15 protein-coding genes are annotated in these 14,376 nt (G+C 64.2%); all 15 read right to left on the reverse strand.

Annotated features, from left to right (window positions below):
• Positions 1-95 precede the first annotated feature (95 nt).
• Complete coding sequence (locus ACWDUD_RS03185; RefSeq protein ID WP_450108288.1) at positions 96-1,346, reverse strand: acyl-CoA dehydrogenase family protein; 1,251 nt, start codon at positions 1,344-1,346, stop codon at positions 96-98.
• Positions 1,346-2,443: a phosphotransferase family protein gene (locus ACWDUD_RS03190; protein ID WP_450108289.1), complete on the reverse strand. Its 1,098-nt coding sequence runs from the start codon at positions 2,441-2,443 to the stop codon at positions 1,346-1,348. The genes ACWDUD_RS03185 and ACWDUD_RS03190 overlap by 1 nt, the downstream gene beginning before the upstream one ends.
• Positions 2,440-2,862 carry a Zn-ribbon domain-containing OB-fold protein gene (locus tag ACWDUD_RS03195; protein ID WP_450108290.1) on the reverse strand — a complete coding sequence of 141 codons (423 nt, stop codon included), beginning with the start codon at positions 2,860-2,862 and terminating at the stop codon, positions 2,440-2,442. Before ACWDUD_RS03195 ends, ACWDUD_RS03190 begins: the two co-directional genes overlap by 4 nt.
• A complete protein-coding gene (locus ACWDUD_RS03200) occupies positions 2,859-4,040 on the reverse strand; it encodes a thiolase C-terminal domain-containing protein (RefSeq protein WP_450108291.1) in 1,182 nt (393 codons plus the stop codon). Before ACWDUD_RS03200 ends, ACWDUD_RS03195 begins: the two co-directional genes overlap by 4 nt.
• Positions 4,033-5,205, reverse strand: coding sequence for a CaiB/BaiF CoA transferase family protein (locus ACWDUD_RS03205; protein ID WP_450108292.1), 1,173 nt, complete (start codon positions 5,203-5,205; stop codon positions 4,033-4,035). Before ACWDUD_RS03205 ends, ACWDUD_RS03200 begins: the two co-directional genes overlap by 8 nt.
• Complete coding sequence (locus ACWDUD_RS03210; RefSeq protein WP_450108293.1) at positions 5,205-6,509, reverse strand: CaiB/BaiF CoA transferase family protein; 1,305 nt, start codon at positions 6,507-6,509, stop codon at positions 5,205-5,207. The genes ACWDUD_RS03205 and ACWDUD_RS03210 overlap by 1 nt, the downstream gene beginning before the upstream one ends.
• 192 nt (positions 6,510-6,701) lie before the next feature.
• Positions 6,702-7,466 (reverse strand): SDR family NAD(P)-dependent oxidoreductase, encoded by a 765-nt coding sequence (locus tag ACWDUD_RS03215; RefSeq protein ID WP_450108294.1) that lies wholly within the window; start codon positions 7,464-7,466, stop codon positions 6,702-6,704.
• A 46-nt stretch (positions 7,467-7,512) separates the two neighbouring features.
• Entirely contained in the window at positions 7,513-8,295 is a 783-nt protein-coding gene (locus tag ACWDUD_RS03220) for an SDR family NAD(P)-dependent oxidoreductase (protein ID WP_450108295.1), read from the reverse strand.
• 41 nt (positions 8,296-8,336) lie between these two features.
• Positions 8,337-9,278, reverse strand: coding sequence for a PDR/VanB family oxidoreductase (locus ACWDUD_RS03225; RefSeq protein WP_450108296.1), 942 nt, complete (start codon positions 9,276-9,278; stop codon positions 8,337-8,339).
• Positions 9,279-9,356: 78 nt separating this feature from the next.
• The gene (locus tag ACWDUD_RS03230; RefSeq protein ID WP_450108297.1) at positions 9,357-9,743 is read right to left on the reverse strand and encodes an ester cyclase; all 387 of its coding nucleotides are present in this window, start codon (positions 9,741-9,743) and stop codon (positions 9,357-9,359) included.
• A gap of 94 nt (positions 9,744-9,837) precedes the next feature.
• Entirely contained in the window at positions 9,838-11,067 is a 1,230-nt protein-coding gene (locus tag ACWDUD_RS03235) for a cytochrome P450 (RefSeq protein WP_450108298.1), read from the reverse strand.
• A 13-nt stretch (positions 11,068-11,080) separates the two neighbouring features.
• Positions 11,081-11,269: a ferredoxin gene (locus tag ACWDUD_RS03240; RefSeq protein WP_420750818.1), complete on the reverse strand. Its 189-nt coding sequence runs from the start codon at positions 11,267-11,269 to the stop codon at positions 11,081-11,083.
• 9 nt (positions 11,270-11,278) lie between these two features.
• A complete protein-coding gene (locus ACWDUD_RS03245; protein ID WP_450108299.1) occupies positions 11,279-12,112 on the reverse strand; it encodes a mycofactocin-coupled SDR family oxidoreductase in 834 nt (277 codons plus the stop codon).
• A 343-nt stretch (positions 12,113-12,455) separates the two neighbouring features.
• Entirely contained in the window at positions 12,456-13,169 is a 714-nt protein-coding gene (locus ACWDUD_RS03250) for a FadR/GntR family transcriptional regulator (RefSeq protein ID WP_450108300.1), read from the reverse strand.
• Positions 13,170-13,344: 175 nt separating this feature from the next.
• Positions 13,345-14,226, reverse strand: coding sequence for a TIGR03619 family F420-dependent LLM class oxidoreductase (locus ACWDUD_RS03255; protein WP_450108301.1), 882 nt, complete (start codon positions 14,224-14,226; stop codon positions 13,345-13,347).
• Positions 14,227-14,376: the final 150 nt, after the last annotated feature.

A 14,376-nucleotide genomic window follows, 5' to 3' on the forward strand; every position in this document is an offset into this window, starting at 1 on the left:
TCCGGCGGGATCCGATCGGGCGAATGGTCCGGGTCACATCCCGATGATGCTCACAGTAATCCTCATGATGAAATATGACAACACCTGGTTACCCCTCAACGACGGATATCCCGCCACGGCGCAACTCGGTCGCCGCGAGGCTCGGCAGGCAGGCCCAGCATCCGTTCAGCAATGATGTTGCGTTGAATCTCGTCGGATCCACCCGCGATGCGGTAACCGGGAGCACCGAGCACATGCTGTCCCCATGCATAGGTACCCCACTCGCCCGAATCGACAACCAGCCGAGGCCCCAACGCCGCCACGACGAAGTCGGAGATCCCGAGCATCCTTCCCACCCATTGCATCTTGCGTACCGAACCGATCGCACCGAGTGGTTCCCCCGATTCCCGAGCCTGTTTGTCGCGCGCATGGGCGATCTCGCCGAGTTTGTGCGCAATGACGATGTCCGCGAGACGCTTGCGGTGCACGGGATCCGCGTCCGCCCCGGTACAGGACGCGAGGGCCAACGTCTGCTGCAGGCTGCCACCCACTCCATCGCTCGTCGAACTGGCGCCGCGTTCGAAACCCAAAGTGGTCAACGCGACCTTCCAACCCTCCCCCACGGCACCGAGCCGCTGACTGTCGGGTATCCGCACACGATCGAGAAAGACCTCATTGAAACTCGTACCACCCGACATCTGACGCAGTGGCCGGATCTCCACGCCCGGCCCATCCATCGGCACCATGAAAGCAGTCATTCCCTGATGCTTGGGGACATCCGGGTCGGTGCGCGCGATGAGCTCGCCCCACTGCGCAAACTGGGCACCAGAGGTCCACACCTTCTGACCCGTGAGGATCCAGTCGTCGCCGTCGCGAACCGCACGGGTACCCAGCGAAGCGAGATCCGATCCTGCGGACGGCTCGGAGAACAGCTGACATGCCAGTTCCTCACCCCTGAGCAGCGGCACGATGAACCGGCGCCGCTGCTCGTCCGTGCCCAGGAGGCGGATCGTCGGGGCGATCAGATGCAGGGTGACCGAGAGCAGTTCGTGGGATCCGCCCGTGTCGAAAGCACGTTCCTCGATGGCGAACGCATCCTCGAACTCCGGCGTCAGGCTCCGCCCCCCGAACTCCTCGGGCCAGGTCAGCGCCCCGTAGCCGGCGTCGAACTTGACCCGCTGCCAGGCACGGAGTCGGTCCAGTAATCGCTTCTCGTCGTCGAACGAGAGATTGTGGAACACCGAAACGTCGTCGGATCCGACCGTCTCGTCCGTACCGTCCGACAACGTCGCACGGTAGGGGACTCCGGAACTCGCCAGCCAGCTCCGCGCCTGCTCCCGAAACTCCGCAAGTGCCGAGTCGCGCATCAGATACCTCCACTCCCGGACAACAGTCCCAGTGCACGCCGCGCGAGCGGCGCCACGTCGTCACCGCGTTCCCGCATCCGCTCGTCTGCGGTTTCACCGCGCACATATCGGGCGTACAGCTGCTGGAGGATGACTACGGTCTTCCAACAACCGAACGCCTCGTACCACGCGATATCGCTCAGATCGTGCGAACTGTTCGTCGCGTACCGCTCGATTACCTCGCGACGACTCGGAAGCCCCAGGGCATGCATCCCAGGAACGACGATGAACGCATCGTCGGACGACTGGTCGACGGTGGTATCCGGCCAGTAGTTGAGCAAGGTCCCGAGATCGACGAGGGTGTCTCCGAGCGTCGCCATGTCCCAGTCGAACACCGACGTGACCCGATCCGGGTCACCCGGAGCGAACTGGCAGTTGTCCACCTTGTAGTCGTTGTGCACGATGCCGCTCCGCTGACTGCGGGGCACACGGCCGGTCAACCGTTTCGCGACCTCGCGGACTACTCGGATCGTCTCGCCGTCACTGCACTGCGCTTCGACCGCTGCCCACCGCTTCTGCCAGCCCGTCAGCTGCCGTTCGAGGTAGCCTTCGGGACGCCCCAGGTCGGACAGCCCGACCTCGTCGGCGTCCACTTCGTGGAGATCGGCCAGTGCGTCGACGACGGCCAGACCGAGCCGACGGCCGGCGTCGGGAAGACAGGCCATGGAGTCGGGTACCGAATCCCAGACCACGATTCCACTGCGGTACTCGTTGACGAAGAATTCCGCGCCGATCACCGAGGGATCCGCACAGTGCAGCAGCGCGTGGGGTGCACGCGGATACGCCGCGTGCAACCGCGACAGAACCCGGTACTCACGCTCCATACTGTGCGCGCCGGGTGCGAGCTTCCCGAAGGGAGGCCGGCGTACGACCAAGTGAGTGTCGCCGAACTGCACACGGTAGGTGAGATTGGCAGAACCCCTGGGGAACTGGAGGACCGAGAACTCTCCCTCGAGTTCGGGAAGAGTCGCTCGGAGGTAGCTCTCCAGGCTGTCCCACTCGAGTGCTTCACCCGAGCGGACCGGAGCCAGCTCGGTGAGCGTCTGTTCATCCGTCATCGATCTACCTCGATGCTCCACCGTGGCAGGACAACTACGTTTCCCTCGTCGTCACTGCCTAGCTCTTCGAAATCTGCTGTAAGGTAAGTAGATTCGTCTACTTCCACACGCCCTTCCAGATAGCCGGTCATCCGCACGCCCGGACAATCGTCGATCTCCACGATTACGATGGTGTACGGCACCGGGAACCAGGGGTGCACCTGGTGTTCGACAACCGTCCACGACACCACCCGGCCACGCTTCGGTACACTCTCCCAACGGAGTTCGCTACCACCGCAATTCACGCACCGAGGCCGCGGCAGATGATTGTGAGCGTGGCACTGGGCGCATGTCGACACCACGAGATGCCCTTGCGCCGCCGCCTCGAAATATCCCCGGGTCGCCGGATCGTTCACGACCGGAGCCAGCCTCCCGCTCATGCCGCCACCAGCATCAGAGCGGACGTAGCCGGCGGCGGCGCCGAAGTGACCAGCGAAACTTCGGCTCCATCGACCTGAGTCGTCGAGGTTCCGCGGATCTGGCGAACACCTTCGACGATGTGATTCATTCCGTGGATGTATCCCTCGGACATATGGCCCCCACTGGTGTTGAACGGCAGCGCTCCGCCGATCTCGAGTTCACCGGCCGCCGCGAAGTCGCCCGCCTCACCCGGCGCGCAGAAGCCGTAGTCTTCGAGTTGCAGGAGCGCCGTTATTGTGAAGCAGTCGTAGATCTGCGCCGAGTCGACGTCTTCCGGCCCGAGGCCTGCTCGTGCATACAGTGTTTCCGCGCAATATCGGGAGGGCATGGACAGTGGGTCCATGCGGTTCAGGACCGGGTACATCATGCCGGGTTGCGGGCTCGGGCCCGTCCCCATTGCCGCCGCCCGGATCAGAGCAGGAGCCTGGCGGAGATCCCGAGCCCGCGCGGAACTGGTGACGACGACCGCGGCAGCACCATCGGTTTCGAGGCAGTAGTCGAACAGGCGCAGCGGCGACGACAACATCCGGGATCCGAGATAGTCGTCGAGTGTCATTTTGCGCCCGTACATCTGGGCGCGCGGATTATTGTTCGCATGACGCCGCGCTGCGAGCGCGACACGACCGAGCTGCTCGGACGTCAAACCGGTGCGGTTCATGTACATCCGCGTGAGCAGAGCGAAGAATTGTCCGGGTGAGAGCAAACCATACGGCCCGTAGAACTCGGTCATGCTCTCGCCGCCACCGGTTGTGCGCGCCAGCTCGGACGACAGCCCGAACCGGGTGCCGGAGCGGCCGTTGAGTGATCGAAACACCACCACCGTCTCGGCCTGCCCGCTCATGACCGCACCTACCGCTTGCGCGACCATCGCACACGGTCCGGATCCTCCGGGCCCCGCGTCGCCGTAGTACGTCAGGTTCCGGGCACCGATCGCGTCGGCGAGCGCGGCGCAGGACACACGGTCCATATCGTTGCGGACGATACCGTCCACCTCGGACGGAGAGATTCCGGCATCGGCGAGCGCGGCGAGCGTAGCCTCGGCTGCCAGCGCCGTGACGCTGGTGCCGGAGTTCTTGGTATACGCGGATTCGCCGATGCCGACGATCGCGCACGCGTCGCGCTTCCATCCGTCAACCATGGGTCAGCACCTCCTCGGTGTGTTCGCCGAGCAGCGGAGGACGAATCGGATTGCCGAATCCGCCGGAGAAGCGGAAGGGCGCACCGGGGAAGGTCGCCGTGCTGCCGTCCGCCATCTCGACCGGGACGAAGAACTCGCGCGCGGCGAGATGCTCGTCGCGCAGTACCTCCTCGGGGGCACGCAGCGGACCGATGGGCAGGCCCCATCGCTGTCCGTCCCGGTAGATGGTGTCGGAATCCTGGATGAGGAAGAACGCTTCCAGCAGGCCCTGGATGTGCGGGAAGTTCTCCTGCCGGTGGGCAAGCGACAGGTAGGCCTCGTCGACGAGGTCTGCAGCGACGCCGACCTCGTCCATCCACGAGGTCAGGGCCTTCCAGGCGAACTGGTCGGCGAGAATGAGCGCAAAGTAGACCCAGACCCCGTCCGCGCATTGGAACAGCGCCGGCTGAGTCAGAGTGGGTTGGGCGTGCCGGCAGGTCTGCCGCTGGACGATGGCCTTCGGATAGAACCAGTACGGGTTGGCGAGCTCTCCGGTCACCGCGACGGACTCGTGCATCGACACGTCGACGAGCTGGCCCCGGCCCGTCCCCTGCCGCTCGATCAGTGCCAGCAACGCTCCGCAGAACGCGAAACTCGCCGCTGTCATATAGGCCTGGTTTCCACCCGGACGGATCGGGGGGATGGTGTGGTCGTCGTATCCGCAACTGTTGAGCAGGCCACCCGCGGCGAGACCCACCAGGTCCGAAGAGAGGTAGTTCGCCCAAGGACCCGTCAGTCCGAACGGCGACACCGAGACGGCGACGAGCTTTTCGTGACGTGCACACAGGTCCTCGAGGTCGAGACCTGCTTCGGCGAGGTCGACCGGTCGGCCCGTCGTGATGAGAACATCCGCGGTCGCGATGAGTTCGGCGCGACGCGCACGCCCCTCGTCGTCGTCCGTCAGCACGACGGACCGCTTCGAGGTGTTGTAGGTCCAGAAATTCAGACTGTGATCGGGGTCTTCGGTGTCACCCGCCCATGGACCGATGCGCCGGCTCGACACCCCGTCCCCCGGTTCGATCTTGATTACCGTCGCGCCCTGATCCGCGAACAACTTTCCGGTGTACTCCCCGCCGGGGTCGTCGGCAATCTCGACGACCACCAGTCCGTTGAAGATCAGTTCCATCAGATCACACCCTCTTTGCTCAGCCGCGCGATCTCGTCGGGATCGAGCCCGAGAATCTCGCCGAACACGTACTCGTTGTCCTCACCGAGCAACGGCGCCGAACGCCAGTTCTCCTGAACCGTCTCCGTGAATCGGATCGGAGTGCCCTCGAACTTCGCAACGCCGATCACCGGGTGGTCGAGTTCGAAGAATGTGCCCCGGTGCGCGATCTGGGGATCGGTCTCCGCGAGATCCCGCGCATTCTGGACCGCCGCCGCCGGTACGCCCGCATTTTGTAGCAGTTCCATCGTCTCGTGTGGCGTGCGCTGGGTCGTCCACCGGGACAGGTGCTCGTCGAGTTCGTCCTGATGTACGAACCGCGACTCCCGATCCGCGAACCGGGGAGAGCGCGCCCACTCCGGGTCGCCGAGCACCCCCACCAGCCGCGCCCACTGCTCGTCGTCGAACACCGCCACGGCAACCCAGGTGTCCTCGGCGGATCCGGGGTACACGCCGTGCGGTGCGGCCGGCCGGTCGAGAAGGCGGTTGCCTGCGGGGTAGCCCGGACGCCGGGTTGCCACTCCGTTGACGGAGGCATTGAGCAAGTCGGAGCCCAGCAGGTTGATGCCCGCCTCGACTGCCGACACGTCGATCTCCTGGCCGCGGCCGGTGGCATTGCGGTGCAGCACCGCCATCAGCAGAGCCGCCGAGTTGTAGTAGGCCGCTTGATTGTCCATGTAGGACAGGCCCCAGCCCGACGGCTCGCGGTCGGGCAGTCCCGAGATGAAGGAGATCCCTGAAACCGCCTGCACTACGGGGCCGTAGCTCTTGTACTGGTGGTGCGGGCCGTCGTGACCGAATCCGCTCATGCGGCCGTAGATGACCTCGGGACTCAGCCGGTTGAGCTCTTCGTAGGTCAGGCCCCACTTCTCCATCACGCCGGGTGCGAAGTTCTCGGTGACCACCGAGCTCGCGGAGATCAATTGTCGAACGAGCTGCTGGCCCCGTTCGGTTTTCATGTTGATCGTCACGCCGAGCTTGTTTCGGCTGTAGTTGTTGAACAAGCCACCCTTGTTCGGATCCGGGTTCGGATCCTCCTCGCCGTAGGAACGTGCCTCGCCCTTGTAGATGGGTAGCCGGCGGGGCATATCCAGGCGATCGCGCGCTTCGATCTTGATGACCTCGGCACCGAAGTCCGCCAGCATGCGCGTCGCAACGGCGCCTACGCCCATCCAGCAGAAGTCGGCGATCCTGATGCCCGACAGCGGACCGACACGCGGGCGCGGTCTCCGATCCACCTCCGAGGGGCTTTCCACTGCAGTCATCGCGTGCCTTTCTCTCGATGTGCGAACCGGCGCGATCGCGCGCCACCCAGGCGGGTGATCACGGTCACCCTCGATGCACTCACACTAAATCGTCATGATGAATTATTCAAGCCTGGAAACACCCAACCCCACACACCTAGGCGTGTGGGGTTTATCAGTGTCCCAACAGATTCCGCGCATGGGAGCGATCGGTCAGCCCACGGCCATACGCCCACCGTCCACGGGCAGAATCGTCCCGGTCGTGTAGCTGGCCGCATCTCCGGCGAAATAGAGGGCCGCTCCTACGATTTCGCGGGGATCTCCACCCCTGGGGATCGGCCAGTTCGATGCCAGATCCTCGAATGCGTCACGGTCCCAACCCTTGCTGATATCCGTGAAGAAGGCGCCGGCCAGGATGCAGTTGACCCGCACCTCCGGCCCGTACGCAGCCGCGAACCCCTTCGTCAGCGAGTTCAGTCCGGCCTTCGCCGCACCGTACGGTACATACTCGGGCGCAGGCCGTTCCGACGCGTTGCTGCTGATATTGATGATCGAACCGCCTCCAGCGGCCTTCATCCGGTCACCGACCAACGCACACAAACGGAAGGGTCCCTTGAGATTGACGTCGATAATCTTGTCGAACAGAGCCTCCCCCACTCCGACGACCTCGTCGTAGAGTGGTGCGATGCCGGCGTTGTTGACGAGAACGTCGATCCGGCCGAACCGTTCGTACACCGCATCCACCATGGCGGGAAGCGAGTCCCAATCCCCCACATGGCCGGCGAGTCCGAGCGCCTCGACGCCGGTCGTCCTTTCGATCTCCGCGGCGAGTTCGATGCAGGACCCCGCCTTCCGGCTCGCGACTACGACGTGCGCACCCTCCTCGGCGAACGCCCACGCCATCTGCGCGCCGAGACCGCGGCTGCCCCCCGTGATCAGGACAACCTTGCCCTGCAAGTTGTTTCGGTCGATCGTCACGATCACGCCTTTCCCGGCCGGGAACCGTGTGTCCCGGCTCGCTACATCAGTACAGCGATTCGCCGCCGTCGACGATATGATTGACGCCGGTCACGAACCCGGCTTCACAGAGATACACCGCGGCTGCACCCATGTCCTCGATACTGCCCGCGCGGCCCATCGGCACCGTCGCGGCCATCTTCTCGAAAACCTCGGGATTCCTGTTCAGTGCCATCGGAGTTGCGGTGATGCCGGGTGACAACGCATTCACACGCACGCCGTACTCGGCGAGCTCGTAGGCGGCGACCCGCACGAATTGGTTCAGCCCGGCCTTCGTAGTCGCATAGTGGATTGTGCCCGGACGCGTACCGAGAGCGCGGATCGAGGATACGACGAGAATCGACGCGTTCCGGGACTTGTCGGGGCGTGCTGCCATCCGCGTGGCGGCCTGATGGCACGAGCGGAAGGTCCCGTTGATGTTCAGTTCCATGGTGGACTGCCAGATCTCCTCCGTCATATCGAGAAACTTCACCATCGACCCGCTGCCCGCATTGGCGACGAAGACGTTCAATTCGCCGAACACCGTGTCCACCTGCTCGAACAACGCTGCGACCGACTGCGGCTCCCGGATGTCCACCTCCGCGATCTCCACCCGCTGGGCGGGTCCGGCCAATTCACGCAGGTTCTTCTGGGCGATCTCGAGTTGCGGGCGGCGCCGGGCTGCGATCATCACATGTGCACCCGCGCGCACCATGGATTCGGCGATACCCAGTCCGATGCCTTCACTCGCGCCGGTGATCAGTGCGTACTGGCCGGCCAGCACGCCGGATGCCGTGATGTCCGCTGTCATGGAATCTCCTGTCGAAGGGAAAGGTTGTGGTGTAACAGCGCTCAGACGTCGAGCACCAATTTCGGAGTCCTCGACCGAGAGACGCAGGGCATGATCGTCATGCCCGATTCCCGCTCGTCGGCTGTCAGGACCGAGTCTCGGTGATCCGGAGTACCGTCCAGAACCGCTGTCTCACAGGTCCCGCAGGTGCCTTCGCTACAGGAGGAGATGATGTCGACGCCCGCCTCCTCCGCGATCTGGAGGATTGAGCGGTTCGCGGGCACGAGCACCGTCAGGCCGCTCTGGGCGAACTCGACCTCGAACTCGTTTTCGGGTCCGTCCGTCTCCACAGCCTTCGGCACGAATCGTTCGAGGCGAAGTGGACGCGGTGACTCCGCCGACGAGCACACCGACTCCAGAGACGAGAGCAGCCCCTCAGGCCCGCACGTATATATCGAAGTATCCGGTGCAGTGGCCGCGATCAGCGCGGCCACATCCGGAAGCCCGTATTCGTCGTCGGGGCGGATCTCGACGCGGTCGCCGTACTTCACGAGATCGTCGATGTACGCCATCCCGGTTCGGGCACGTCCGAGATAGACCAGGCGCCAGTCGGTTCCGGCCTCGTCTGCCCGGGCGATCATCGGCAGCAAGGGCGTGATGCCGATTCCCCCGGCGACGAAGAGCACTCCGCCGTTGCCGGGCCGGAATGCGAAGTGGTTGCGCGGACCGGCGGAGGCGACGCGGCTGCCCTCGACGAGACGGTCGTGGATGTAATCCGACCCGCCGCGACTGTTCGGCTCCCGCAGGACCGCGACGGTCCACGTGCCGGGCGTGGTCTCCAGACCGGTCAGAGAATACTGCCGGACGAGATCACCGACGTGCAGATCGATGTGTGCGCCGGGTTCCCAGCACGGCAGGTCGCCACCCTCGGGCAGGGCGAGAGTCAGTTCGACGACGGAGTCCGCGACGAGACGCCGCGCGGCGACACACAGTTCGAGATCCATGGTTCACTTTCCGGTTCACACGGCGGGGAGGTGGGTGGCGCGCGGTGCCGGCAGAGGCCGGCACCGCGCGCACGTGAATCATCCGTAGTCACACCACTCGGTGAGGCGACCGTTCTCGAACGACATGATCGAGAGCACGTTGAGCTTGCAGAACTCGCCCGCCTGGCCGAAACCCGGCACGTCGGCGGTCGCGGTTCCCTGCCACGTTGTCTCACGCATGATCGAGTTGCCGGTCGTGGCCCAACGGGTCGTCTCACCGATCGAGCGGTCCGGGAAGACCGCCTTCATCTGTTCCACGGTCTCGAGCATCAGGTCACGGCCGGTCGCGGCCACCCCGCGGTTCTGATGGACAACGGTGATGTTCTCGTCGACGAGTTCACGCAATGTGTCGAGGTCGACGCGGTTCCAGGCGTCGACGACTGCCAGCGCCAGATCCAGGAGTTCCTGCGGCTGAGTGGTTGTCATGAAATGTCCTAGGGGAAGGGGGGTAGGTCGGGCTAGATCATCGCGACCGCGACCATCGCGGGCGCCGGAGTTACTCAGTACCGGAATCCGCTCGTCAATCGGAGACAACGTCCACGGTGAACTCGTGAATGCCACGCGTCGGCATGGAGTGGTACTCGATCTCCTGTCCCTGCGAGAGCGTAAATTTCGGGAGACGCTCGACCATTCGTCCGAGGACCGTCGTCATCATGACGCGGGCGAAGTTGGATCCGAGGCAGCGGTGCGGACCGATACTGAAAGCAATGTGGTTCTTCTCCTTGCGGTGCAGGTTCCACGTGTGGGGGTCGTCGAACTTTCGAGGATCACGGTTCGCGCCGTTGTAGGACGTCCAGACCTTTGCTCCTTCGGCGAGTTCGGTGCTGCCGATCGTGACGGGGCAAGTCGTGGTGCGCTGGAGAACGGTGACGTTCGCAAACATGCGCAGTCCTTCTTCGACCGCGTCGGGAACCAAGCTGGGGTCGGCAACGATTTCGGCCCAGTCGTCAGGGTGCGTTGCGAAGTGGTGGATCGTTCCACCGAGGACGGTTCCGGTGGATTCGAGGCCGGCGATCGACAAGGGCAGGACGACCGCGACACGCTCGGAAAGGGTGGGTTCGCGGCCGTCGATGGTCTCGACAGTGGCGACCATGCTGACGAGGTCCCCGTCGATGGGATTCGCCATCCGTTCCTGGACAAGCTCCTCGATGGCGGTGTAGAGGCTCACATAGGCCTCGCCCGAGGCCTCGGGCGTCTCGGCAACGAAGATGTCGTGAGCCCACCGCATCCAGTCGTCGATCCGGTCGTCACCCAGCAGCAGAAGGTTGGTGAACACAGCCCGCAACTGGAGCGGGCGCAGGAAATCCTCCATTACGCGGAAGCGACCGGCCGCGATCCCGGCATCGAGCAATGTGTCGATCGCAGCGGTGAACGTCGGCACGAAGCGACGCATCTTTTCTTCGGTCAGTTCGGGATTGAGAAGCTTGCGCCAGTCGGTCTGCGCGGGCGGATCGAGGTCTTCGGGTAGGAATCGGCCCTCGTTCTTCGGGGCTTCGGAACGGTTGTCCCCGCCCAAGATTGCAACACCGTACTCGGACGAGAACCGCTTCCAGTCCCGCAGGATCTTGAAGACGTCCTCGTAGCGCGTGGCGACGTAGCACGGTGTATCGCCCTGCATGTGCACGTCGAGCGTGTCGGAGTCCTGCATCCGGCTGATTTCGGGCCAGAAATTCTCGTTGAACTCACCGGACCAGAGATCGACGGGACATCCGGTCCGCGCCTGCACGTCGGGGGTCAGTTGTTCGGTCATGTTCGGATCCCTTTCACACCAGAGTGATTGCCGCTTCGGGGCACACGGATACGATCTCTTCCGGATCGACGTTCACAGGTACCGCGCCTCCACCGAGGAGGACGGCCCGGCCTTCGTCGTCGGCATCGAACAGTTCGGGGAATCGTGCGTAGCAGCGTCCGTGGGCCTGGCAGTAGTCGACGTCTACAGCAATTCTGGACATCGTCGCCTCCTAGGATCGGGCCAGCTGGCCGCCGTCGACCGGGATGGCCACGCCGTGGATGTAGCGCGCCTCGTCCGACGCCAGCCACGCCACCGCGTTGCTGACGTCTTCGGGTTCGACCCACGGGATCGGCAGCAGCGTCAGCTGGGCGAACAGGTCGGCCGCGTCGTCCGGGGTCGGATTCTCGAGGTGCGGAAGGAACATCTTGAGCAGGCTCTCGTTGATCGCCATAGGGGTGTTGACCGCGCCGGGATTGACCGAATTGACCCGAATGTTGTGCGCTCCCACTTCGTTTGCCAACGACAGCATCAGTCCTTGGAGACCGTGCTTGGAGGCGGCGTAGTGCGACTGTCCTGGGGCACCGCGCAGTCCGACTGTTGAACTGACGAAGATGACGGACCCACCCTCGCCGCGCTCGATCATCTGAGGAAGCACGGCGCGGCACGCATGCCAGGCACCGACGAGGTTGGTATCGAGGATGTCGGACCACTGCTGGTCGGACAGACCGACAACCTGCCCCTGATTCGAGATGCCGGCGTTCGACACGAGAATGTCGATGCGCCCGAACTCGTCGACGGCCTCGTCCGTCACCGCTTGGAGCGAGGAGAGATCCCGGACATCCGCGGCACGCGCGATGATCCGTCGGCCTTCCTTCTCCACCAAACGGACGGTTTCCTCGAGATCCTCCGGGGTGCCCTGGGAGTAGTCCAGCTGGTCCTGCTGCCTACACAGGTCGACGGCAACGATGTCTGCGCCGTCTTGCGCCAGTCGCACCGCGTGGGTGCGGCCCTGGCCACGTGCCGCACCGGTGATGAATGCGACCTTGCCCTCCAACCGTTTCATGTACGCCTCCTGAGCGCTGCTGTGGATTGCCTGCAACCGGACATCGAGTCCTGCGAGGAACGAGAAAAGATGCCGCCGTCCACTACGAGAACAGCAAACCGGATCGACCGGTGACGGACATCACTTGGTTTCAATGAAACCCATATTGCTCATGATGAACTTGGAAGTCAAGAGATCGCTCGATATATCCCGGATTCCCCTCGACAGCTTGCGCAACGGGGACGTCGGTCCCGCATCGAAGGTCCCGATTCAGGAGAAACACGATGCCCGGCCGTGCAATTCACGGCCGGGCATCTGTGAGAGTGCGATCGGTTGCGCTGCTACTGCAGTGCGGGTCGCGAAGCTACAACCACTCGACAGCAGATTCGAGAGTTCCGTTCAAGCGGTCACTGCAGTACTCGACGACACGGCGCAGGTGCTCCTCCATCAGTTCACGCGCCCTACGCGAATGACCTGCGCTGACCGCCTTCGCCACATGCTGGTGATCGTCCAACAGCACATCGTTGAGCTTGCGCGGATCGTCCACCATCGCGACATGGTGTGCAACGATCTGCCCATACGCTTCGAGACTCAATGCCAGAACACGATTTCCGGACAACTTTGCTACCGCATGATGGAAGCCCGCGTGGGCCTCGAGGTAGGAATCCAGGCTCTCGGGCTCGACATGGGCACCGTCCACGACGAAAGGACTCATCGTGCTTACGCGCAACGCAGCATCCGGATTGCGAGCCGCCCGATCCGCGAGCTCACCCTCGGCCCAGACCCATGCCTCGAACAACTCCCCGTACGTAGCTCCGGACATGTTGTAGAACAGGGCCGAAACCCGGCCCAGGTGAGCCGAATCGACCGAGCCGACCACCGGTCCGCCCCCCGGGCCACGCCTGATCGTAATCATTCCCTGGACCTCGAGTAGTCTCAATCCCTCTCTGAGGGATTCACGACTGACCCCGTACTTGTCCAGCATCGCCGCTTCCGACGGAAGGCACGTTCCCGGCTCGAGCCCCTCGGCTTGGATGTCCCCCACGATCGAGCGTGCGACGATCTCCGCGGCCTTCAACGGCCGGAGCAGCGATACCTCCCGGCCACCGCCCTCACTTCCGTTGTTGCTGCGCCGAACCCCGGTTCTCGGCATGGTCTCCCCTCCGTACTCGCGTCCCGCTCGGCTACCGCACGCGGCGTCCGAGCGGGCGTTGCTCCGTCTGTGCCCGTCGATGCTATCGACGCACCGGCATCTACCGGCTCACCCGGCACCCGACTTCCAGCCTTTCGGCCGCCGCGGCCAGCGACGCTCGCCGATCGGCGAGTGCCTCTCCGACCCAGAGCTTATCCGCCCACAACACCAGATCGTCCATCCCGTTCTCCCGATAGCGATGCAGATCGCCGGCATCAGCCGGGTCGACGCGGACATAGCACCGGAATTCGTCGGTGCGACCGGCTTCGGATCGGAGGCGCTCGATCTCCCGGACCATCCGGTACGACTCGGCGAAATCCGGTGTGCCCGAAGTGAACCAGCCGTCCCCGAGAACGGCCGCGCGAGCAAGCGCTTTCGGTCCGTTGCCACCGAAGACCACCGGCACCGACACCGGTCGCGGGTGAACCTGCACCTCGTCGAATCGAAAATGCGTACCCTCGTGGGAGAACGGGACACCGACCCACGCCCTACGCATGATCTCGACACACTCCTCGGTGCGCGAGACGCGACTGCGGAACGGGACATCGAGCGCTTCGAACTCCTCCGCGAGCCACCCCGCTCCCACGCCCAGACGAACCCGGCCTCCGGACAATTCCTGCAGGGTGGCGACCGCGCGCGCCGACAGCAATGGATGACGGAGCGGTGCCAGGTAGACCGCCGTCCCGAGCTCGAGCGTTTCGGTCACCGCCGCGACGGCCGCAAGCACGACCAGGGGGTCCGGCAGGTCCGTCGTGGCGTCGACGAGGGGGCCCGTGTGATGTTGCCGGCTACCCGTCGACGGATGCTCGCTCCGATGGCCGACCGGGTGCAGGACATGCTCACCCAACCACAGCGCGTCGAATCCCACCTCCTCGGCGCACACGGCGAGTTCGACGAGTTCTGCGCAGGTCGCCCCGTACGCGCTCAGACCGATGGACGGCACGCTTCACCTCTTCTCGCGGCGTCGCCGACGTTCCGTCGCGACTGTTACCTGCACCACAGTAGCGCATATTCATCATGATATAAATGGAGTCGCGTTGTCCAGCCTCTACAGGGACGCAGACGACACAGCGAGAGCGAACCGGGGCAGGCG

The organism is Rhodococcus sp. NPDC003382, assembly GCF_053589135.1.

Bases quoted from the DNA above. Each gene is read 5' to 3' on its own strand.
- ACWDUD_RS03185 (WP_450108288.1), bottom strand. From the start codon at position 1,346: ATGCGCGACTCGGCACTTGCGGAGTTTCGGGAGCAGGCGCGGAGCTGG.
- ACWDUD_RS03190 (WP_450108289.1), bottom strand. From the start codon at position 2,443: ATGACGGATGAACAGACGCTCACCGAGCTGGCTCCGGTCCGCTCGGGT.
- ACWDUD_RS03195 (WP_450108290.1), bottom strand. From the start codon at position 2,862: ATGAGCGGGAGGCTGGCTCCGGTCGTGAACGATCCGGCGACCCGGGGA.
- ACWDUD_RS03200 (WP_450108291.1), bottom strand. From the start codon at position 4,040: ATGGTTGACGGATGGAAGCGCGACGCGTGCGCGATCGTCGGCATCGGC.
- ACWDUD_RS03205 (WP_450108292.1), bottom strand. From the start codon at position 5,205: ATGGAACTGATCTTCAACGGACTGGTGGTCGTCGAGATTGCCGACGAC.
- ACWDUD_RS03210 (WP_450108293.1), bottom strand. From the start codon at position 6,509: ATGACTGCAGTGGAAAGCCCCTCGGAGGTGGATCGGAGACCGCGCCCG.
- ACWDUD_RS03220 (WP_450108295.1), bottom strand. From the start codon at position 8,295: ATGACAGCGGACATCACGGCATCCGGCGTGCTGGCCGGCCAGTACGCA.
- ACWDUD_RS03225 (WP_450108296.1), bottom strand. From the start codon at position 9,278: ATGGATCTCGAACTGTGTGTCGCCGCGCGGCGTCTCGTCGCGGACTCC.
- ACWDUD_RS03230 (WP_450108297.1), bottom strand. From the start codon at position 9,743: ATGACAACCACTCAGCCGCAGGAACTCCTGGATCTGGCGCTGGCAGTC.
- ACWDUD_RS03235 (WP_450108298.1), bottom strand. From the start codon at position 11,067: ATGACCGAACAACTGACCCCCGACGTGCAGGCGCGGACCGGATGTCCC.
- ACWDUD_RS03240 (WP_420750818.1), bottom strand. From the start codon at position 11,269: ATGTCCAGAATTGCTGTAGACGTCGACTACTGCCAGGCCCACGGACGC.
- ACWDUD_RS03245 (WP_450108299.1), bottom strand. From the start codon at position 12,112: ATGAAACGGTTGGAGGGCAAGGTCGCATTCATCACCGGTGCGGCACGT.